Below are 21,462 nucleotides of genomic sequence, written 5' to 3'. Positions count from 1 at the left end.
CTGCCTCTGAAGGCCGGATCGCCGTTGCCCGCGCCGAGCAGCGTCAGACCGTCGCCGAGCGTGATTGTCACCGGAGAGCAGGCGTCAGGCACAAAGCGCCCTTTCGAGTCGACAAGGCTGACGTTGATCACCTGGAGACCATCCTGCGCATAGACACATTCCGCAATGGCTCTCACAGCCTCTCCGGTGGTGTCGATGCGGCGGGTCAGCACACGGCGACCGTCCTTATAGCCGATGGCCTCGACGCGACCGGGCTTGTAGACCGCTTTCCACGAAAGATGTCCGTTGCGCGGCATCTGTTTGCGACCGAGGCTCTTGCCGTTGACGCGGAGTTCGACTTCGTCCATGTTGGAATAGGCCCAGAGGTCGATCTCCTCCCCTTCATGGCCTTTGAGATTCCAGTGGGGGAAGATGTGGAGGGTAGGCTCGTCGGTCCACCATGATTTCAGATACGTGGCCTCATCCTTGGGGAAACCGCAGTAGTCCAGAAGTCCGAATTCCGACCCTACGGCTGGATATTTGAGCGGATTGGGCTCTCCGCGGTAGTCAAAGCCGGTCCAGTAGAACAGGCCGCCGAGCCAGGGGCGCCCGTCATAGAATTTCCATCCGCGCTCGATGCGGTTCAGGCAGCTGTCAGCAGGATCGGGAGTGCGGTTCAGAGAGGGCATACGGCCATTGACGCTGTCAGGAAAGTAGACGCCGCGGGTTCCGCAGCCTGAGGTCTCTTCCGATCCGTAGGCCGAGCGGAGAGGATAGTCAGCGCGATGGCGTTCGACAGGATTCTGCATAATGTAATTGTAGCCTGCTACGTCGGCGGGGATGACGGGCATCGGACCGCCGCTGGTGGCTACCGTCATCGGGCGTGTCGGGTCAAGCCTGTGGGCAATGTCGCGGAGTTCGTCTACAATACGCACACCTTTACGGTCCCATTCCACACCCCACTCCTCGTTGCCGACGCTCCAGAGGATGATCGACGGATGGTTGCGGTCACGGTCGATCATGGTGCGCAGCTGACCGGTATGGTAGCCGTTGATGCCAAGCAGGCGGTTTTCCTCGATGACGAGGATGCCGAGAGAATCGCAGGCCGCGAGCACCTCTGGAGTCATCGGGTTGTGGCTTGCGCGGTAGGCGTTGACACCATATTTTTTCAGTTCTTTCAGACGGTAGACATTCAGAGCGTCGGGAATGCCAGCACCGACACCAGCGTGGTCCTGGTGCATGTTCACGCCTTTGAGTTTGACGGGGCGTCCGTTGAGCAGGAAGCCGCGGTCAGGGTCAAACTCCGCGCGGCGGAATCCGGTGACGATGCGCTCCACGGATTTCGAGCGGCCGTCGTCGAGAGTGAGCTGAAGCGTGTAGAGGGCGGGATTGTCGATGTCCCATTCGGTCAGTGACTCCGGACTCAGTGTCAGCGCCCAGCCGGTCTCGGCCTCAGGAGCGGGCAGGTCGGAAATCTCAATCTGTCCGGAAGCCACACTTCTGCCTTCGCGGTCAAGAAGGTCGGCGGAGAGAGTCCATTTTTCCGAGGCACCGGGGGTGAGGCCGTGGAGTCTGTTGGCCACACGTCCGCTGATCTTGATCTGAGGCTGCGGGCCGGGAGTATAGGCAGTGGCGACGGAGTTCGGGCTGATATGGCGCGGTTCCTGACGGTCAAGCCATGCGTGGCGGTAGATCCCTCCGCCCTCGTAGAACCAGCCTTCCTCGAAGGTGGCGTCCGAACGGACAGCGATGACATTGTCACCGCCGAAGTTGACATAGGGGGTCACGTCGTAGCGCTGTGCGGCATAGCCGCTCGGCTCTCCGCCGAGGTAGAAGCCGTTGAACCACACTTTGCTGTCGCGGAAGATGCCGTCGAAGACCAGTGAAATGCGCTTTGCCGAATCGGCCTCGGCGACAGGGAGCACCTTGCGGTACCAGCCGACCGAAGTTGCGGGATATTTATATCCCACGGTCTTGTAGCCGTGACTGTGGCTTGCTTCCGCGGCAAATGGTAGATCAACGACAAAGTCGAAAGGCAGATCGACCTTCACCCAGGCCGAATCATTGAAATTCATGGCATAGGGACCTGAATTGTGGATAGATGCCGCTTTGGTCAGGTAGTTGAAATATTCGGTTCCGGCACCGAAATCAAGCGCCGGATCAGTGTTGCCGAATGCAAAACGCCAACCGGAGTCAATGTTCACAAGTTCGGCTCCCACGGGGAGCGCCGCGGCCACAGCCAGTGACACAAAAAGCTTTTTCATGAGAGGTCTGTAAGATGGCGATGAATGGAGGAGGGTTCAGAGAAGACGAAGGGAGAGGAGTCCGGAGAAAGCGAGGAGGAGAGGGATATCAGTCATCATATGTGACCGGGAGCACACGAGAGATGCTGTGGTCGAGCGAGATGAGGGTTTCGGTTCCGGTCACGCCGGGAATCATCTGGATCTTGTCGTTGAGCAGCTCCATAAGATGTTCGTTGTCACGGGCAAAGAGCTTGATGAGCATCGAGTAGGGGCCGGTGGTGAAATGGCACTCGACGATTTCGTGGATTTTTTCAAGTTCGGGAACAACTTCACGATACATGGCGCCACGTTCGAGGTTGACGCCGATATATGTGCAGGTGCGGTAACCGAGCACTTTCGGATCCACATTGTAGCCCGATCCGGTTATTACGTTGAGATCTATCATGCGCTGGATGCGCTGATGGATCGCTGCTCGTGAAACGCCACACTCAGTGGCAACATCCTTTGAGGCTATCCTCGCGTTTCTCATTATGATCTCCAGGATCTTTCGGTCTAAATTGTCAATTTTTTCCATTAGCATGTACTCTATAAAGGAGGTGCGGTCCGGCAGTAACATCCAATTGTTTCATAAATTCGTCTAAATAGCTTTGTGCCGGAAAGAACCCAATGCAATACATATTGATTTTTGACAAATATACAGATTTTAAACCAAATTTCAAACAATTTGCCAAAAATCGCTTGTTTTTTGTTTAAATATTACAATAAGGAGCCTTGTCGTCGTGCTGAGGAGATGCGACTGACGGTCTCGCCGACATGAGTCCGGCGAGGTCTATTTCATCGACTGCATTTCGACCAGACGCGTATAGTAGCCGTTGAGAGCGAGCAGATAGTCATGGGTGCCGCGCTCGACGATGCGTCCCTCGTGGAGCACACAGATCTGGTCGGCGTTCTTGATGGTCGACAGGCGGTGGGCAATCACCAGAGTGGTGCGGTCTTTCATCAGGCGCTCCAGGGCCTCCTGCACCGACTTCTCGCTTTCGCTGTCGAGAGCCGAAGTGGCCTCGTCGAGAATCAGCACCGGCGGATTCTTGAGCACGGCGCGGGCTATCGACAGGCGCTGACGCTGTCCGCCTGAGAGGCGACATCCGCGGTCACCGATATTGGTGTCATAGCCCTCCTCGGTAGCCATAATGAATTCGTGGGCGTTGGCAATTTTCGCCGCAGCTATGACCTCGTCCCTGGTGGCGTTCTTGACACCGAAGGCGATGTTGTTGAAAATCGTGTCGTTGAAAAGTATGGCCTCCTGATTGACGTTGCCCATGAAGTCGCGAAGCTCATGGACAGGCAGATCGCGCACGTCGCATCCGTCAATGGTGATCGAGCCTTTGTCGATGTCATAGAATCGGGGCAGGAGGTCGGCGAGGGTCGACTTGCCGCTGCCGCTCTGACCGACGAGCGCCACGGTCTGTCCTGCGGGGATGTCGAGGTCTATGTCTGATACCACCGGCAGTTCGGGGTCATAGCCGAAAGTGACCGACTTATAATTAATGTGGCCTTTGAGGCCGGAAATGTGCTGCGGTTTCTCCGGATCGGTTATCGGGTTGACCGCGGCAAGGATGGCATCGACGCGGACCATCGCGGCCAGACCTTTCTGGATCGAGTAGACAGCCTTTGACAGATCCTTGGCCGGATTGATGATGCTGTAAAAGATCACCATGTAGTAGATGAACTCCGGCGCGGTCAGCGAGGTCTTGCCCGAAAGGATCAGAGCGCCGCCGAAGCAGAGGACGATGGCGATTGTCATGGTGCCGAGAAACTCGCTCATCGGGTGGGCGAGCGACTGGCGGCGCTGCACGGAGGTGGTTATGTTGTAGAAACGCTGGTTGCCGTTGCGGAAACGGTCAGTCACCTTGCCCTCGGCGTTGAAAGCCTTGATGATGCGCAGTCCGCCGAGAGTCTCCTCGATGTAGCTCATTATCAAGCCCCACTGCTGCTGACCCTGAAGGGATTTGCGTTTGAGGCGCTTGCCGACACGTCCCATCACCGCACCGGCTATCGGCAGGAGCACAAGCACGAACAGGGTGAGCTGCCAGGAGATCATGATCATCATTCCAAGACAGACGATGATCATCACCGGGTTTTTGAAGAGCATGTCGAGCGAGGCCATGATGGAGCTTTCGATCTCGGCGACGTCGCCGGTCATGCGGGCCATCACGTCGCCTTTGCGTTCGGAAGTGAAGTATCCGATCGGGAGATCTACAATCTTGTCATAGACAAAGTTGCGGATATCACGCACGATTCCCGCACGCATCGGGATGACGAAATATGAACTGGCATAGGCAGTGCCGGTCTTGAGACCGGTCATCACGACCAGAGCCGCGGCAAGAGCCACGAGAGTGCCGATCGGGCCCCATTCGCCGATACACTGCTGGGTGAGCCAATAGAAGTTGTTGATCAGGGCTTCTTTCAGGCCGGTGCCGGAGTCCCAGGGGATGAACTCATAGTGAGCCTCCTTGACCTTGAAGAGCATCTCCAGGATGGGGATGATCAAGGCGAAAGAGAAAAGAGTCAGAAAAGCCGAGAGGAAGTTGAAGAGAATGTTAAGTACCAGGTACTTTTTATAAGGTGGCACAAACCTCCGCAGCAGCTGCCATAAGTCTTTCATATAGATAGAATCAAATCAAGCCTGCACCGACTCGGAGGTCAGGGCAGGCCGGGTAGATTTAGGTCGATATTTGTTTTGCTTGTGGTGAAAAATCCGCAGACCGAATTTATTCTGCGGGAGCTTCTTCAGCAGCGGGAGCCTGCACGGGAGCTGCGGGAGCGGGAGCTGCCACGGGAGCTGCGGGAGCTTCAGTGTTGAAGTCGCCGGGTACAACCTGTTCGGCAGGAGCGGCGCTTACGCGTGAAGAAGTGGCGTTGATGGCCTTAGGCATTGCGAATGTTGCAAGAATGGAGAGGAGGCAGATGGCACCGGCAAGGCCCCAGGTCAGTTTTTCGATAAAGCTGTTGGTACGGCGGACACCCATGATCTGGTTTGAACCGGCGAACGAGGATGAAAGACCTCCGCCTTTTGACTTCTGAACGAGCACCACGCAGATGAGAAGAAGAGCGCAGATGAGCGTCAGGATAATCAGTACGATATACATAATTATTGTGTATGGTTTATTAATTTTATATTGAAATCAGCTGTTGTTGTAGCGCGAGTTGATCATTAATTTTTGCAGAAACCGCAATTGGTCTGCAAAGTAAACACTTTTTTTTGGATTTTTCAAACTCAAATTGTGAATTATTTCAAATGCCTTGTCGTAGCGGCGCCGGCGGATGTAGATTTTCGCAAGGCTCTCACTCAGCGAGGAATCGTCGGCGGTGTCCCTGACGGCAACCGGATGGTCTTCAGGCTGCATGACCGGTGTCGGGGCCTTGGTCTGAGGCTCTTCTTCGGCTGCGGTGTCGGGGCGGGGCGATTTGTTTTTGAGGATGAAGGCGTTGATCAGCGCGTCCTGCGAGCTGTCGGCGGGCGAGGGTTCGGGTGGAAGACTGGCTTCCTCCTCGCGGGCGAGCATCATGGAATAGTCTGCCGTCGGGTTGAAGATCAGGCGCTCCAGCAGGGCGTCTTCCTCAGGGGTCGAATGGCCGTAGGTGGCGAGGAAGGTGTCAATGGCGTTTTCAGTGGTGACTTCGGGAGTCTGTTCGGGTGGATAGAAATTGAGCCAGGTTTCGCTGCGCGGGTCGGTCATCATTGCCAGGGCGGCGGGATCGGAGGCGTTCAGGGCCAGGGAGTCCATCAGCCTCCGGCGTGTGTCGGCAGGGAGCGAACTGCCCTCGCGGCGTATGAGAGTCAGGGCCGGAAGAGTGAAAAACGGATACTCTTTCAGCAGACGTTCGACATCTGAAATGCTGACCGGGACTTCCGGATCGGCCAGAGCGCGGAGATAGTGACTGAGGGCTTCTTCCATAAAAACGGTTTACGGGTGAAATTACCAGTCGCCGAGGGTGGCATTGAAGATAAGGTCGACAAGCTCCTTGGAGATTTCGGAACAGAGCTGGTCCTGCACGTCGGTCAGCATCTCCGAACTGTCAAAGTCGCGGTAGGCGCTGAAGGTCTGGCTGACGTCCTTGCCCTCGTTGCGGTTGTCGGTATATGTGATCTTTACCTGAATTGTCAGACGGGTGCGCGATGCGTAGGCGTTTTCGGTGACAGCCTGTGGCGAGAGATTGTAGCCGACGATCTCGCCTTCGAGCTGGAGGTCGGCGTTGTTGGAGTCGATTGTCCGCAGACGTGTGTTGCGGGTGATGTAGTCAAGCAGTTCGTTCTCGAAAGTCTGCTGCAAGGGAGGGTAGACAAGCGCCGCGCGGATGGGGAAGTTGGAGACATAGATGGTCTTGTAGACCGTGTAGTCAATGGCGGCGCCATTGAGCTTATAGCTTATGCGACAGCCCCCCGCCAGGCAGCTGACAAGGAGGATGAGCGCGAAACGCAACAGATATGTGGAGCCAAATGCTTTCATGGAAGCACAAAGTTACAACATTCTTCAATAAAATCCCAAAAAATGCCTAACTTTGCAAGTCGTAGAAGTTTTTCTACGGCTATCATTATCTCACCTATGGACTCCACTGACAAAAATATCATAACCTCTCCCTACCGCCGCGGCGCAGACTTCGGTTTTCTGTTCGGCATCTACCTGACGGTGATGTTTTTCAGCTCAATTCTTGCCAAAAGTCTGCCGCTGACAGGGCTTCTGTCATTCGTGATGATGATCGGAGTGCCGGTGTTCATTTTCCTTGTCCTCCGGCGCTATGACCGGGAGCTTCAGGGCTGCGCGACTTTCCCTATGATGTGGATGGCCGGAGTGGTCACCTTCATCTGCGGAATCCTCATAGCCGGATCGCTTCTGGTTGTCTACATGAAGTGGATCGAGCCTGATTTCGTGCTCCATCAGCTCGAAGGGCTCGTCGAGGCCGGACGGCAGGTGCCGGGGACCCCGATAGCCGATGCGGGCGACATCGCCTCGCAGATGATAAAGGCCAACTTCATCCCGACACCGATAGCCATTGTCAGCGAGCTGATCATGGCCACGATCGTCAGCGGTTCGATCCTTTCGATCATCATCTCGGCGGGATTCGCCCTGCTCCACAAATCGCAGCGCCGCCGCAACGCAGGCTCCTGACCTGACGGCACCGGGGCGCGCCCTCCCTACTTATCACAAGCATCAACAACAGATCACAAGACTGATTCACAACAGAATGGACATATCAGTTGTCATACCTCTCTACAACGAAGCCGAATCGCTTCCGGAACTCGCCGCCTGGATCGAGCGGGTGATGGACGAGCATGATTTCTCCTATGAAGTCATATTCGTGGACGACGGCAGTACCGACGACTCCTGGGCGACAATCCGCCGGCTCCAGGAGAAGAATCCAAGGCTCCACGGCATCTCCTTCCGCCGCAACTACGGCAAATCACCGGCGCTGAACACCGGATTCGCCGCCGCCAAAGGCGATGTGGTCATCACGATGGACGCCGACCTTCAGGACTCGCCCGACGAGATCCCCGAACTCTACCGCATGATCATGCGCGACGGCTACGACCTCGTGTCGGGATGGAAGCGCAAGCGCTACGACCCTCTGTCGAAAACCATCCCCACCAAGCTCTTCAATGCCACGGCCCGCAAGGTCAGCGGGATCAAGAATCTCCACGACTTCAACTGCGGCCTGAAGGCTTACAGGCTCGAAGTGGTCAAACACATCGAGGTCTACGGCGACATGCACCGCTACATCCCCTATCTGGCCAAGAACGCGGGCTTCACCCGCATCGGCGAGAAGGAGGTCCACCACCAGGCCCGCAAATACGGCACGACCAAGTTCGGCCTCGACCGCTTTGTCAACGGCTATCTTGACCTGGCCACACTCTGGTTCACAGGCAAATTCGGCGCCAAACCGATGCACTTCTTCGGGCTGCTGGGCTCGCTGATGTTCATCATCGGCTTTGTGGCAGTGATGGTTGTCGGCTTCGGCAAACTCTATGACATGGCCCACGGCAACCCCTACATCCTCGTGACCGACTCGCCATATTTCTATCTGGCCCTGACCATGATGATCCTCGGAACCATGCTCTTCCTGACAGGATTCATCGGCGAACTGATTGCCCGCAACGCTCCCGGCCGCAACCATTATGAGATCAAAGAAGAGATCGGCCTCGAAAAATAGGCCGGTGACATATCTTCACCCCAACCGATAACACCCACACATATATCCAATCACCGGACATGCAAAACGCCTATCCCCAGTTATACCGTCTGAGCCAGCAGCGCTACTCCTGCCGCGACTACTCGGACCGCCCCGTGAGCCGCGACACCCTCCGCGCAGTGCTCGACGTGGCCCGTCTCGCCCCCTCGGCCTGCAACCGTCAGCCCTGGGTTTTCCTCGTAGCCGACTCCGCAGAGCAGCGCGAGGCCATTGTCAGAAGCTATGACCGCCAGTGGATCCGCACGGCACCCGAATTCATCGTGGCCTGCGGTCTTCACGACGAAGCCTGGCACCGCGGCTGTGACGGAAAGGACCATACCGACGTGGACCTCTCGATCGCCATCGAACATCTCTGTCTCGCAGCCACAAGCCTTGAGCTCGGCACCTGCTGGGTCTGCAACTTCGACCCGGCGCCCATCGCCGAAGCCTTCGGACTCCCCGCCCAGGTGGAACCGGTGGCCATCATCCCGATCGGCTATCCCGCCGACCCGCAGGCCGTGCCTGAAAAGAAGCGCAAGAGCCTCGACGAGATCGTCAGGTGGGGAAAATACTAAGCCAAATCAATCGAAACATCCGGTTTGAAATCAATCCTCTACATAATCAGTTCCCTCGTCGGCGCCGCAATGGCCTTGCAGTCATGCAGCAATATCGGCTGCACCGAGAATCAGAATTCCCTGCCTCTGGCCGGATTCTATTCCATGTCGACAGGCGAGTCAATCATCCCCGACTCGATCGAGATCGGCGGAGTCGATGCGCCGTCAGACACACTGCTTCTCTCCAAGAACTCGCGAGTGAGACAGCTCTATCTGCCTTTCCGCTCGACCCGGCCCTCCACATCGTTCTATATACATTACTGCCAGAAAGTCCTGGACGATCCGAGGCTCAACGACACACTGACATTCGACTACGAGGCAGTGCCCTATTTCGCATCGGAAGACTGCGGCGCGATGTATCACTACCGCGTCACCGCCTATACCTATACGACCCATCTGATCGACTCCGTCGGGATGACCGACTCGCTCATCACCAACATCGACCGCGAGACAATCAGGATCTTCTTCCGCACGGCAGAACCCGAAAACCCTGACGAAAATGGCGACAATGACTGACCGACAGTTTCCGGAGGGCATGAAGCCCCGAAGGATGGCGAGGCTGCTGCTCGCCCTCCTCTTTGTGTTCGTGATGGCCGCAGGCGAGCTGTCGGCCCAGCGGCGTGTCACCCCCGTCAAGTCACCCGACCCCGGCACGAATCCGAAAACCGAGCGCATCCGCAAGATCGACCGCAGCAAACTGGTGGAGATGACCGACGCCAACGGCAACACAATCCTTGTCGACACCATCTCCGGCACCGAAGTGCAGGATACGGCGATGCTGGCCCCTCCGCCAAAGATGGAATATCCGCTGTTCCACGAAGTCATAGCCGGAGTCAACCTCTGGAACCCGGTGATGAGAGCCTTCGGACAGAACTACGGCCTGGGCGACGTATGGGCCGAGCTGAGCCTCCACAACCGATATTTCCCCTATTTTGCCGTCGGTGTGGACAACTGCAACGATTCGCCCGACGATTCGAACTTCACATTCAAGACCCCGGTGTCGCCCTACGCGAAGATCGGCGCCTCCTACAACTTTTTCTATAACTCCAATCCCGACTACAAGCTCCAGATGGGTCTGCGCTACGGCTTCACCTCCTACAAATGGAGTGTCGAGAACGTCACCGTCGACGAAGGCTACTGGGGCGATCCGTCACACTTCTCCATTCTCAACCAGCGCTCCACAGCAGGCTATCTCCAGGTGACTTTCGGCCTGAAAGTGAAAGTTTTCAAGAACTGGTCGCTGGGATGGCACATAATCTATCAGTCACTGCTCCACGAAACCAAAAACTCCAACGGCAAGCCGATGTTCATCCCCGGTTTCGGCACCCGCGGATCAACCATGACAGGAAACTTCTCCCTGATGTACACCTTCCCGATAAACAAAAAGAAAGCGCCGGAAGTTATTAATATATCATCCGAGGGAGACACTCAAACAGAAATTCATGATTGAAAGAATCGTAATCATAGACAACGTAGACCCCGTCAGCTTTTACGGTGTCAACAACAGCAACATGCAACTCATCCGCAACCTCTTCCCGAAACTGCGGATGGCGGCCAGAGGCTCTGTGATCAAGGTCATCGGCGACGACAGCGAGACCGCACAGTTCGAGAAGAAGATCAAGGAGCTGGAAGAGTATTGCATGAAATACAACAAGCTCACCGAGGAGGTGATTCTCGACATCGTCAAAGGCAAGTCGCCTGAGACCCCGCGCCACGACGATGTGATCATCTACGGCGTCAACGGTAAACCGATCAGCGCCCGCAACAAGAATCAGGAGCTGCTGGTCAAAGCCTTCCATGACAATGACCTGACCTTCGCCCTCGGTCCCGCCGGAACCGGCAAGACCTACGTAGCCATCGCCCTGGCCGTCAGAGCCTTGAAAAACCGCGAGGTCCGCAAGCTGATACTCTCACGCCCCGCCGTTGAGGCCGGCGAGAAACTCGGCTTCCTGCCCGGCGACATGAAGGACAAGATCGACCCGTATCTCCAGCCGCTCTACGATGCTCTGGAAGACATGATCCCCGCCGTCAAGCTGAAGGAATACATGGAGACGAACGTGATCCAGATCGCACCACTGGCCTTCATGCGCGGACGCACGCTCAACGATGCTGTCATCGTGCTCGACGAGGCCCAGAATACCACGGTCCATCAGATCAAGATGTTTCTCACCCGTCTGGGCATGAACGCCAAGATGATCATCACCGGCGACGCCACCCAGATCGACCTTCCGCGCTCTGTGCAGTCGGGTCTGACCCAGGCCCTGAGGGTGCTCAACGACGTGCCAGGCATCGGCAAGGTCGAGTTCGGCAAGAAGGACATCGTGCGCCACTCGCTTGTCCAGCGCATAGTCGAAGCCTACGAGCATTTCGACCGTCAGCAAAAAGAAACTCCCGCAGCTGACCAGCCGCAGGAGCAGTAAGGCAGGAAATCACCACCTTTATTATATAGGGGGAAATTAGTCTAATTGGACTAATTGGACTAATCCCGGCCAATCGGCCGGGATTTATCTTATCTCTTTGCTCTGAGATCGGGCAGGAAGACTGCGACGATTCCGAGCAGCGGTGTGTAGGCGCAGAAGTTGTAGACAGCCTCGATGCCGTAGCTGTCAGCCATGCCTCCGAGCACAGCCGACGCAATGCCCCCGACTCCGAAGGCGAAACCGAAGAAAAGGCCTGAAATCATGCCGAGTTTGGTCGGCAGAAGTTCCTGGGCATAAAGCAGAATGGCCGGGAAGGCCGACGAGAGCATGAAACCGGCGCAGAAACTGAGCACAACCGTCAGAGCCAGTCCGACATGTGGCATCAGAAGACTGAAAGGCGCAGTCCCAAGAATCGAAACCCAGATTACGGTCTTGCGTCCGTAGCGGTCACCGACAGGGCCGCCGACGAGAGTGCCTATGGCCGTGGAGACCACAAACACGAACAGGAATATCTGAGACTGCGAGACGGAAACCCCGAAGCGGTCTATGAGATAGAAGGTGTAGTAGCTCGACAGACTGGCCATATAGATGTATTTCGAGAAAATCAGCACTACGATCACCCCGATCACAAAGGCTGTCCGTCCGGGCGAAAGCGGCAGACGGCGATGGGTCTCGGCACGGCGCTCGGCGGTGCGCAGTTCGCGCAGATAGCGTCCGTACCACCGGCAGATCGGCCTCATGGCCCAGAAACACAGCAGAGCAAACAGCAGGAAGAAAGCCACATAGGGTCTGCCGTGGGGCGCCACGATGACCGCTACAAGGAGCGGCCCGATCGAGCCGCCGAAATTGCCTCCGACCTGGAAGACCGACTGGGCGAAGCCCCTGCGTTCGTGGCCCGCGAGCGAGGTGATGCGCGAAGCCTCCGGATGGAGAGTGGCCGAGCCGAGGCCTACCATGAAGACCGCGGCAAGGATTCCGGGCAGGGTCGAGCAGAAAGCAAACATCAGAATGCCCGCCGCAGTGCAGCACATTCCCGCCGGCAGACTCCAGACAAAGGGACGGCGGTCAAAGGCATAGCCCACCACGGGCTGGAAAATAGACGCCGCAAGCTGATAGACCAGCGTGATCAGACCGATCTGGCCGAAACTGAGGTTAAGGTCCTCCTTGAGCATAGGGTAGACAGCTGTGATGACCGACTGCAACAGATCGTTGAGGCAGTGGGCCGCGCTCAGAGCAAGCAATACATGAAAAGCCGGCATCTCCACGAGCCGGTGAAGTTTTCTCAGAAAAGACATAGATGTTTGTTTTTGGGCTGCAAAGTTACATTAAAAAATTCAAATGCCGTTAACAAGTATAGAGCAAAGCTATTATTGGTCAAAAGTGGAAATAAAGAGGGATTTTTAGCCAATTTTACAATCTTTATTATTACATTTTTCTCTTATTGCGGAAATCATTGGTAACTTTGCGCTCTAAATTTAACGAAAATAGTAAAAATAGGTATATATAAGTAACGAAAAGAAAAACAATGAAATCCATCGCGTTATCGAAAGGCAGCATCGCAATGATGCTCGCAGCTGTGGCTCTGCTCCCCTCATGCTCGAAGAACCAGCAGCAAATGCAGCAAGGCGCTGCTCCCGAAATCGCCACCATTACCCTTTCGCCGCAGACTGCTGACTTGCAGTCGACATATCCCGCAACAATCAAGGGTAAGACTGACATTGAAATCCGTCCGCAGGTGACAGGATTCATCACAAAGGTTCACGTAGACGAAGGCCAGCGTGTGCGCAAAGGCCAGGTACTTTTCACTCTCGACCAGGTGACTTTCCAGGCTGCCGTCGACCAGGCCCGCGCAGCGGTAAACAGCGCACAGACTGCCGTCAACACAGCAAAAATGACCGCTGACAGCAAGAAGTCTCTTTTTGACAAGAACATCATCAGCGAATACGAATATCAGCTCTCACAGAACTCACTCGCCCAGGCTGAATCACAGCTCGCAAATGCCAGGGCCGCTCTGGCTTCCGCCCAGAAAAACCTCGGCTACACAGTGGTGACAGCCCCCAGCGACGGTGTTGTCGGCACTATCCCAAGCCGTGAAGGTTCTCTCGCATCTCCCTCTTCGGCCCAGCCTCTGACAACCGTCAGCGACAACTCTCAGGTCTATGCCTACTTCTCGCTTACCGAAAAAGACCTCCTCAACATGGTAGGCGAAGGCGAACGCACCATCGAGGCCGCCATCAAGTCCATGCCTGAGGTGCAGCTCCGACTCAGCGACGGCTCACTCTACCCCCTCTCCGGCAAGGTGGCCACAGTTTCAGGCGTGATCGACAACTCGACCGGCGCCTCAAGCGTCCGCGCACTCTTCAACAACCCCTCAGGCGTTCTCCGCAGCGGTTCGACAGGCCAGATCATCCTTCCCGACAACAAGGAAAACGTGATCATCATCCCCCAGAAAGCCACTTTCGAGCTTCAGGACCGCCGCTTTGCCTATGTTGTCAACGACTCCAACAAGATCGTGTCCACACCGATCACCATCGAGGCCAACAATGACGGCAAGAACTTCGTTGTGACCTCAGGTCTTCAGGCCGGTCAGCGCATCGCCGTCGAGGGTGTCGGCAACAAGCTTGCCGACGGCATGACCATCACTCCGGTCGAGGCCAAACCCGCAGTCCCGACTGAAGCCGCCCAGGCCGCTCCCGCCGCAGAAAAATAAAAATCAACTGAAACAACAGTATCCAATAAAGCAACTTCAATGAAATTAGATACATTCATCAATCGGCCGGTGCTGTCGACGGTGATCTCGATCTTCATCGTGCTTCTTGGTCTGATCGGACTGTTCTCCCTTCCGGTCACCCAGTTCCCCGACATCGCACCTCCGACAATCCGCGTTTCGACAACCTACACCGGTGCAAACGCCCAGGCAGTGCTCAACTCTGTCATCGCCCCTCTTGAAGAGTCGATCAACGGTGCCGAAGGCATGACCTACATGGAATCAACCGCAACCAACACCGGTTCGGCTGACATCACCGTTTACTTCGAACAGGGCTTCAACCCCGACATGGCTGCCGTCGACGTGCAGAACCGTGTGGCCAAGGCCCAGAACCTTCTTCCCGCCGAAGTCACCCAGGTCGGCGTGCTGACCCAGAAGCGTCAGAGCTCCATGCTCCTCATGGTGGCCCTCTATGACGAATCGGGCAACTACACACAGGAGTTTCTCGACAACTATGCGAAGATCAACATGATCCCGCAGCTCCAGCGTGTGTCAGGTGTGGGCGACGTCATGTCGTTCGGCGCCGATTACTCGATGCGAATCTGGCTCAAACCGGAAGTGATGGCCCAGTACGGTCTCATCCCGACCGACATCTCCTATGCGCTTGCCGAACAGAACATCGAGGCCGCTCCCGGTGCGTTCGGCGAACAGGGCGACCAGAGCTTCCAGTACACAATGAAGTACCGCGGACGTCTGACCACCCCCGAAGAATTTGAAAAGATCGTTGTCGCAGCCAAACCCACCGGCGAAGTCCTCCGTCTGGGCGATGTGGCTGAAATCGAGCTTGGCCGTGTGACCTACGGCTTCTCCAACTCGCTCAACGGCCATGCCTCTACAAGCTGTATCGTCTTCCAGACCGCCGGATCAAACGCAACCCAGATCATCAACGACTGTCTCAAGGTTGTCGACTCGATGAAAAAGGAACTTCCGGCAGGCCTCGCGATCGCAGTGCCGATGAACAACAATGACTTCCTTAACGCCTCGATCCACGAGGTGATCAAGACCCTCATCGAGGCATTCATCCTCGTGTTCTTCGTGGTCTACGTCTTCCTTCAGGACATCCGTTCGACCATCATCCCCGCCATCGCCATCCCTGTGGCCCTCGTCGGTACCTTCTTCTTCATGAACCTCATCGGATTCTCGCTCAACCTCATCACCCTCTCGGCTCTCGTGCTTGCGATCGCGATTGTGGTGGACGACGCGATAGTCGTGGTCGAGGCGGTCCACGCCAAACTCGACGTGGGCTACAAGAGCGCCCGCAAGGCCTCGATCGACGCGATGGGCGAGATCGGCGGCGCCATCATCTCGATCACCCTCGTCATGATGCTCGTGTTCATCCCCGTGTCGTTCATGTCGGGTACAACCGGTGTGTTCTACCGCCAGTTCGGTCTGACAATGGCCATCTCGATCGGTCTGTCGGCGCTCAACGCCTTGACCCTCTCGCCGGCCCTCTGTGCCGTCTTCCTCAAAGGCCATGACGACTCGTCTCTCAAAGAACGCATGGGCAAAGCCTACGGTGCTGCCGCTGAGGCCGTCGCCGGCAACGCCAAGCGCCGCTTCACTCTCAACATGCCCCCGCTGGTGACATTCGCCTTCCTTGCCGCCACCATCACCTTCATGGTGCTCGGATGGTACAACATCGAACACCCCGTCAAACTGGCCATCGCTTCTGTTGTCGCCGTCATCACAATCCTCGGCATCTTCAACAAGCGTTTCCACAAAGGTTTCGAAAAGGGCTTCGGACGCATCCTCAACAAGTACAACCGCTGGACATCGTTCTTCATCAACCATAAGATCACCTCGTTCGGAATCGTGGCAGCCTCAGTGGCCATCCTCGTATGGCTCATGAGCGTCACAACATCGACCCTCGTGCCTAACGAAGACACCGGTACGCTCTTCTGTATGGTCGACATGCCTCCGGGCACATCGCAGGAACGCACCGAAAAGGTCCTCGACCAGCTCGACGGCATCCTCGCCCAGATCCCTGAGATCGAATACCGCCAGAAGATCGCCGGTTACAGCTTCATGGCTGGTCAGGGCGCTACTTACGGCACATTCATCATCAAGCTCAAAAACTGGGAAGACCGCAAACGCGCCGACCAGACCTCCGATGCCATTCTCGGCAAACTCTACGCGATGACCTCCGTGATCAAAGACGGCCGCGTCATGATCTTCGCCCCGCCGATGATCTCAGGCTACTCTCTGACCAACGGTTTCGAAATCAAGATGCAGGACCGCACCGGCGGTGATGTCAACGCCTTCTTCGGCGTAGTCCAGGCCTTCCTCGGCCAGCTCAACCAGCAGCCGGAGGTACAGGCGGCCTACACCACCTTCAATCCTGCCTTCCCGCAGTACATGATCGACATCGACGCCGCAAAGGCCAAGCAGGCCGGAATCTCCCCCAAGGACATTCTCACAACCCTCCAGGGCTACTACGGCGGTATGTACGTCTCCAACTTCAACCGTTTCGGCAAGATCTACCGAGTGATGATGCAGGCTGCTCCTGAATCACGAATCAACCCTGAGACCCTCTCGGCAATCAAGATCCGCAACGGAAAGGAAATGGCATCTCTCTCGAACTTTGTCACCCTGACCAAAGTCTATGGTCCTGACCTTCTGAACCGATTCAACATGTTCCAGTCGATCTCCGTGACCGGTCAGCCCGCTCCGGGCTACACCTCAGGCGACTGTCTCGCCGCCATCGAACGCGTGGCCGCCGAGACTCTCCCCGCAGGCTTCGGCTATGAATATTCAGGTATGACCCGTGAGGAGGCTTCATCAGGCGCAGGTTCGACAACTGCCATCATCTTCGGTCTCTGTCTGCTCTTCGTCTACCTCCTTCTCTCGGCACAGTATGAAAGCTACATCCTCCCCTGGGCGGTTATCTTCTCGATCCCCTTCGGTCTGATGGGTACCTTCATCTTCGCACAGATCTTTGACATCTCGAACAACATCTACCTCCAGATCGCGCTCATCATGCTCATCGGTCTTCTCGCCAAGAACGCCATCCTTATCGTAGAGTTCGCCGTCGAACGCCGCCGCACAGGCATGTCGATCGTCAACGCCGCCATCCAGGGTGCCACCGCCCGTCTGCGTCCTATCCTCATGACCTCACTGGCAATGATCATCGGTCTTCTCCCGATGATGTTCGCATCCGGTGCGGGCGCCAACGGTAACCGCGCGCTCGGTACAGGTTCTATCGGCGGTATGCTCATCGGTATGATCCTTCAGGTGCTCATCGTGCCCGCCCTCTTCGTGATCTTCCAGAAGATCCAGGAAAAGATCACTCCGCTCAAGTGGGAAGACACCGACAATGAAGGCATCGAAAACGAAATCGAGCAGTACACTCCCTCTCATTGATCCTGACCACAAACAGAACTGATTCTAACAACTCAGACAAATGAAAATCAAACAGCTTTCACTCATTCTTGCAGTCGGCGTGAGCACTTCGGTGCTCACCGGCTGCGGAATCTACAATAAATATCACGCCGAGGACATTGACAGCAATCTGGTCAAGGAATATGCCGAGGCGCTGAAGCAGCAGGACGATTCCACTACCTTCGGCAATCTCTCCTGGCGCGCTGTCTTCACCGATCCGGCTCTCGTCGACCTGATCGAACGCGCCCTCGCCAACAACAAGGACCTGCGCAACGCCAAACTCAATGTCGACATTGCCCACGCTCAGCTCAAAGGCGCCCGTCTCAGCTATCTCCCCTCGCTGACGTTCTCGCCCGGCATCAACGGCGCAAAATACGGCAACAGCGATCTGAACTGGTCCTACCAGCTTCCTCTTGCCGCCAACTGGGAGATCGACATCTTCGGAAAGATCCTCAACACCAAGCGCGGCGCCAAGGTGGCCGAGCTTCAGACCAAGTACTACGAACAGGCTGTACGCTCGCAGATCATCGCCGGAGTGGCCCAGTGCTACTACTCGATCGCAGCCCTCGAATCGCAGCTGAAACTCTCCCGCGAGACTTCGGAACTCTGGAAAGAGAGCGTCAATGTGATGCGCAACCTCAAGGAAGCAGGCCGACTCAGAGAAGACGCCGTTGTCCAGAGCCTCGCGCAGTATTACAGCATCGAGGCCTCGATCAACGACATCGAGCTTTCGCTCCACGAAGCCAACAACACCCTCTCGCTTCTTGTCAACGAAATGCCCCAGAAATGGACCGTCTCGGCTGACGCGTCGCTCAATGTCCCCGTGATGAAGCGCAGCGCCATCCCGATGGCCGAACTTTCGGTCCGCCCCGACGTGCGCGCCTCTGAAATGGCCCTCGCCTCGGCGTTCTACTCGACCGCATCGGCCCGTGCCGCTTTCTATCCCAGCATCAACATCACCGCCAACGGAGGTTTCACCGATGCTCTCGGCTCTGCCATCCTCAATCCCCACGGATGGTTCCTCCAGCTCGCCGGAAGCCTCACCGCACCCATCTTCGCCCGCGGACAGAACATCGCCCGTCTCGAAGCAGCAAAGGCTCAGCAGCAGCAGGCTCTCAACAACTTCGAATATGCGATCATGAGCGCCTCGGCTGACATCAGCGACGCTATGACACTCTATGAGAAGAGCACACAGAAACAGCAGTGGCTGGCTCTTCAGGTTGAAAATCTGACCAAGGCTGTCGACATCACCAACGAACTCCTCCTCTTCGACGGATCGACAACCTATCTCGAAGTCCTCACCGCCCAGAAGAACCTCCTCGCGGCCCAGACTGCGCAGATCACCACAAATCTTGCCGCAGCCCGGTCTGTCATCAACCTCTATCAGAACCTCGGCGGAGGCCGCTGAACCATTCATAACCCTTAACATTGATTACACATGATTAGCGACAAAGCTCACATCGACCCCTCGGCCAAGATCGGCGAGAACGTCACCATCCATCCGTTCGCTTACATCGACAAAGATGTGGAAATCGGCGACAACACCGTGATCATGCCCTTCGCAAGCATCATCCGCGGAACCCGCCTCGGCAAAAACTGCAAGGTCTTCCAGGGCGCGATTGTCGGAGCCGATCCGCAGGACTTCCGCTGGAAAGGCGGCTTCACCTACTGCTACATCGGCGACAATGTGGTCATCCGCGAAAACGTGATCATCAACCGCGGCATCGAGACCGAAGGCGGAACCCGCATCGGCAACGACTGCTTCCTCATGGCAAACTCCCACGTCGGCCATGACTCCCACCTCAAGGGCAAGGATGTGGTCGGCAACAATGTCTCAATCGCAGGTGATGTAGAAATCGGCGAATGCTCGATCCTTTCGTCAAGCGTAGTGGTCCACGAGAATTCACGCATCGGCGACTGGGTGCTGATCAAAGGCGGCTGCCGCATCACCGGCAACGTGCCTCCATTCTGCATCATGGCCCACAATCCGACTTCCTATTTCGGTGTCAACGCCACAATCCTGCGCAAACAGGGCATGAGTGAAGATCGCATCGACGACATAGCCAAGTGTTACCGCCACATCTATCAGACCGGAACCTCGGTGTTCAACGCCATGCGCCGCATCGAGGCTGACGTGGATGACACCCCCGAACGCGACAACATCCTCTCGTTCATCAACAGTGTCAACCTCCGCATCGTGGCCATCCCCCGCGACCTCGAACAGTAATCACAAAACTGACTTTTCCATAGATCCGGACGCCCCGCAGAACCAAGCTGCGGGGCGTCGGCGTTTATAGTTTGTGTTAAGACATCCCCTTATATATTGGGGAATATTTGTTATATTTGCAAATGAAGAGGGTGGTGCAGAGAATTGTGACATGTTTTGCACCATCCAGCCACACTCCCGGAGGCTGCCTCTTATGACTCCCTCCTGAAACCCGACCGCCCATGAATGAAACTCTCATAGATTCGCTGAAACAGCGCTACCGCAGCGGAAAACCGCTGAGAATACTCTTTGTCTGCCTCGGCAACATCTGCCGCTCCCCGGCGGCTGACGGTATTATGAACGCCATCGTTGACAGCGAGGGTGATTCCTCGCACTGGGTCATCGACTCCGCCGGAACCGGCGGCTACCATGTCGGCGACCTGCCGGACCGCCGCATGCGTCTCCACGCCCGTCAGCGCGGACTCGATCTGACTCACATCTGCCGTCAGGTCCGTGAATCTGACTTCGATGACTTCGACCTGATCATAGGAATGGATGCGTCGAACCTTGCCAATCTGCGCCGCCTCGCGCCCACACCGGAGGCCGAAGCGAAAATCATTCCGATGGCAAACTTTTTCGAACCCTCTGCGCGCTATGACCATGTCCCCGATCCATACTACGAAGGTGCCGAAGGCTTCGAACTGGTCCTCGACCTGCTCCAGGATGCCTGCCGCCGACTCTACGACACTGTCACCGGACAATAACCCTCACCACCCTCGCCAAACGATAACTCCTCACTCTCGTCGCCCAACGATACCCCACACCGTCACCAATGTAGGGATGCGCCGTGGCGCATCCGCCAACTCTCTGATAAATAATCAAATGAAAAACTCCCGCCTGATATGAAGACTTTTGAAATCACCATACCCGTCACAGAGGCCGCATTCGATGAGCTCAGTCCTGAGCAGCAGACCCTCGTAAGCCTCGCGCGCAAAGCCACGTTCCGCAGCTATGCGCCTTACAGCAAATTCAACGTCGGAGCCGCGATCCTGCTCGACAACGGCGAAATTCTGAGCGGCTCCAATCAGGAAAACGCCGCCTATCCGTCGGGTACCTGCGCCGAGCGCACCACAGCATTCTATGCCCATTCGACCTACCCGGACGCAAAGTTCAAGGCCATCGCCATCGCAGCCCGTGGCACTGACGGCAAAGAACTCCCGTCGCCGATCTCGCCCTGCGGAGCATGCCGCCAGGTCCTGCTGGAATATGAGACCCTTGCCGGAGCCGATGTTCCCGTAATCCTCGCCGGCTCAGAGCGCTGCTTCATCTTCCCCTCCGTCCGCTCCCTCCTCCCGTACTGCTTCGCCGAATTCTGAACTGTCTGTGAGAAGTCAGCACTAACAATCTCTTAGCTTTTTCTGCTGTTATCCAGCCTCTCCGAGGCTGGTTCACGGCCACATTCTCAGTCCCCAGGCACCGCTCGGCCCTGCGGGCGCTCGCTCACCCTGGGGTTTCGGAAACACAGCCTCTCCGAGGCTTCGCTGTCTGCCCCTCGCTCCACAACCCAGGCTATCCGCGGTTCCAACCCGCCAACAACGTGCTGCTCGCCCACCGCACCCCCCAACGC

General features: G+C 56.5%; 19 protein-coding genes. 12 read left to right on the top strand and 7 right to left on the bottom strand.

What is annotated here, in order from left to right; translation table 11 throughout:
- From K2H17_RS03945 to K2H17_RS03920, 6 genes are all read right to left on the bottom strand, one after another.
- On the bottom strand, positions 1–2,243 hold a 2,243-nt coding region (locus tag K2H17_RS03945), incomplete at its 3' end, for a glycoside hydrolase family 2 TIM barrel-domain containing protein (RefSeq protein ID WP_300131673.1).
- Between the two features lie 88 nt (positions 2,244–2,331).
- On the bottom strand, positions 2,332–2,796 hold the full coding sequence (locus K2H17_RS03940; RefSeq protein ID WP_107031166.1) for an Lrp/AsnC ligand binding domain-containing protein: 465 nt from the start codon (positions 2,794–2,796) through the stop codon (positions 2,332–2,334).
- A gap of 255 nt (positions 2,797–3,051) precedes the next feature.
- Positions 3,052–4,887: an ABC transporter ATP-binding protein gene (locus K2H17_RS03935; protein ID WP_300131669.1), complete on the bottom strand. Its 1,836-nt coding sequence runs from the start codon at positions 4,885–4,887 to the stop codon at positions 3,052–3,054.
- 106 nt (positions 4,888–4,993) lie between these two features.
- Positions 4,994–5,371, bottom strand: coding sequence for a preprotein translocase subunit SecG (gene secG, locus K2H17_RS03930; protein WP_300131666.1), 378 nt, complete (start codon positions 5,369–5,371; stop codon positions 4,994–4,996).
- A 36-nt stretch (positions 5,372–5,407) separates the two neighbouring features.
- Entirely contained in the window at positions 5,408–6,181 is a 774-nt protein-coding gene (locus tag K2H17_RS03925) for a hypothetical protein (protein ID WP_300131663.1), read from the bottom strand.
- A 21-nt stretch (positions 6,182–6,202) separates the two neighbouring features.
- Positions 6,203–6,733, bottom strand: coding sequence for an LptE family protein (locus tag K2H17_RS03920; protein ID WP_300131661.1), 531 nt, complete (start codon positions 6,731–6,733; stop codon positions 6,203–6,205).
- A gap of 96 nt (positions 6,734–6,829) precedes the next feature.
- Between K2H17_RS03920 and K2H17_RS03915 the strand changes: the two genes are divergently transcribed.
- The 6 genes from K2H17_RS03915 (at position 6,830) to K2H17_RS03890 (ending at position 11,484) form a co-directional block, all read left to right on the top strand.
- Positions 6,830–7,393 carry a DUF4199 domain-containing protein gene (locus tag K2H17_RS03915; RefSeq protein ID WP_300131658.1) on the top strand — a complete coding sequence of 188 codons (564 nt, stop codon included), beginning with the start codon at positions 6,830–6,832 and terminating at the stop codon, positions 7,391–7,393.
- A gap of 76 nt (positions 7,394–7,469) precedes the next feature.
- On the top strand, positions 7,470–8,432 hold the full coding sequence (locus tag K2H17_RS03910) for a glycosyltransferase family 2 protein (protein ID WP_300131655.1): 963 nt from the start codon (positions 7,470–7,472) through the stop codon (positions 8,430–8,432).
- Between the two features lie 59 nt (positions 8,433–8,491).
- The gene (locus K2H17_RS03905) at positions 8,492–9,025 is read left to right on the top strand and encodes a nitroreductase family protein (RefSeq protein ID WP_300131652.1); all 534 of its coding nucleotides are present in this window, start codon (positions 8,492–8,494) and stop codon (positions 9,023–9,025) included.
- Positions 9,026–9,049: 24 nt separating this feature from the next.
- Positions 9,050–9,580 (top strand): DUF6452 family protein, encoded by a 531-nt coding sequence (locus tag K2H17_RS03900; RefSeq protein ID WP_300131649.1) that lies wholly within the window; start codon positions 9,050–9,052, stop codon positions 9,578–9,580.
- Positions 9,564–10,514: a DUF6048 family protein gene (locus tag K2H17_RS03895; RefSeq protein ID WP_300131647.1), complete on the top strand. Its 951-nt coding sequence runs from the start codon at positions 9,564–9,566 to the stop codon at positions 10,512–10,514. Before K2H17_RS03900 ends, K2H17_RS03895 begins: the two co-directional genes overlap by 17 nt.
- On the top strand, positions 10,507–11,484 hold the full coding sequence (locus tag K2H17_RS03890; protein WP_300131645.1) for a PhoH family protein: 978 nt from the start codon (positions 10,507–10,509) through the stop codon (positions 11,482–11,484). The genes K2H17_RS03895 and K2H17_RS03890 overlap by 8 nt, the downstream gene beginning before the upstream one ends.
- Before the next feature lie 89 nt (positions 11,485–11,573).
- On the opposite strand, the gene K2H17_RS03885 is transcribed toward K2H17_RS03890, so the two are convergent.
- Positions 11,574–12,779 carry an MFS transporter gene (locus tag K2H17_RS03885; protein ID WP_300131642.1) on the bottom strand — a complete coding sequence of 402 codons (1,206 nt, stop codon included), beginning with the start codon at positions 12,777–12,779 and terminating at the stop codon, positions 11,574–11,576.
- Between the two features lie 230 nt (positions 12,780–13,009).
- Here K2H17_RS03885 and K2H17_RS03880 point away from each other — a divergent pair, with 230 nt between their 5' ends.
- From K2H17_RS03880 to K2H17_RS03855, 6 genes are all read left to right on the top strand, one after another.
- Complete coding sequence (locus K2H17_RS03880) at positions 13,010–14,194, top strand: efflux RND transporter periplasmic adaptor subunit (RefSeq protein ID WP_300131639.1); 1,185 nt, start codon at positions 13,010–13,012, stop codon at positions 14,192–14,194.
- A gap of 39 nt (positions 14,195–14,233) precedes the next feature.
- Entirely contained in the window at positions 14,234–17,611 is a 3,378-nt protein-coding gene (locus K2H17_RS03875) for an efflux RND transporter permease subunit (RefSeq protein WP_300131636.1), read from the top strand.
- Between the two features lie 40 nt (positions 17,612–17,651).
- Positions 17,652–19,037 (top strand): TolC family protein, encoded by a 1,386-nt coding sequence (locus K2H17_RS03870; RefSeq protein ID WP_300131634.1) that lies wholly within the window; start codon positions 17,652–17,654, stop codon positions 19,035–19,037.
- A gap of 30 nt (positions 19,038–19,067) precedes the next feature.
- Positions 19,068–19,856 carry an acyl-ACP--UDP-N-acetylglucosamine O-acyltransferase gene (lpxA, locus tag K2H17_RS03865; protein WP_300131632.1) on the top strand — a complete coding sequence of 263 codons (789 nt, stop codon included), beginning with the start codon at positions 19,068–19,070 and terminating at the stop codon, positions 19,854–19,856.
- A 221-nt stretch (positions 19,857–20,077) separates the two neighbouring features.
- Positions 20,078–20,599 carry a low molecular weight protein-tyrosine-phosphatase gene (locus K2H17_RS03860; protein ID WP_300131629.1) on the top strand — a complete coding sequence of 174 codons (522 nt, stop codon included), beginning with the start codon at positions 20,078–20,080 and terminating at the stop codon, positions 20,597–20,599.
- A 138-nt stretch (positions 20,600–20,737) separates the two neighbouring features.
- Positions 20,738–21,211: a cytidine deaminase gene (locus K2H17_RS03855; RefSeq protein ID WP_300131626.1), complete on the top strand. Its 474-nt coding sequence runs from the start codon at positions 20,738–20,740 to the stop codon at positions 21,209–21,211.
- Positions 21,212–21,462 lie beyond the last annotated feature (251 nt).

This window comes from Duncaniella sp., assembly GCF_029054785.1.
GTDB lineage: Bacteria > Bacteroidota > Bacteroidia > Bacteroidales > Muribaculaceae > Duncaniella.
The sequence above is the reverse complement of the archived record's forward strand: the minus strand, read 5'-3'. Positions and strand labels throughout refer to the sequence as shown.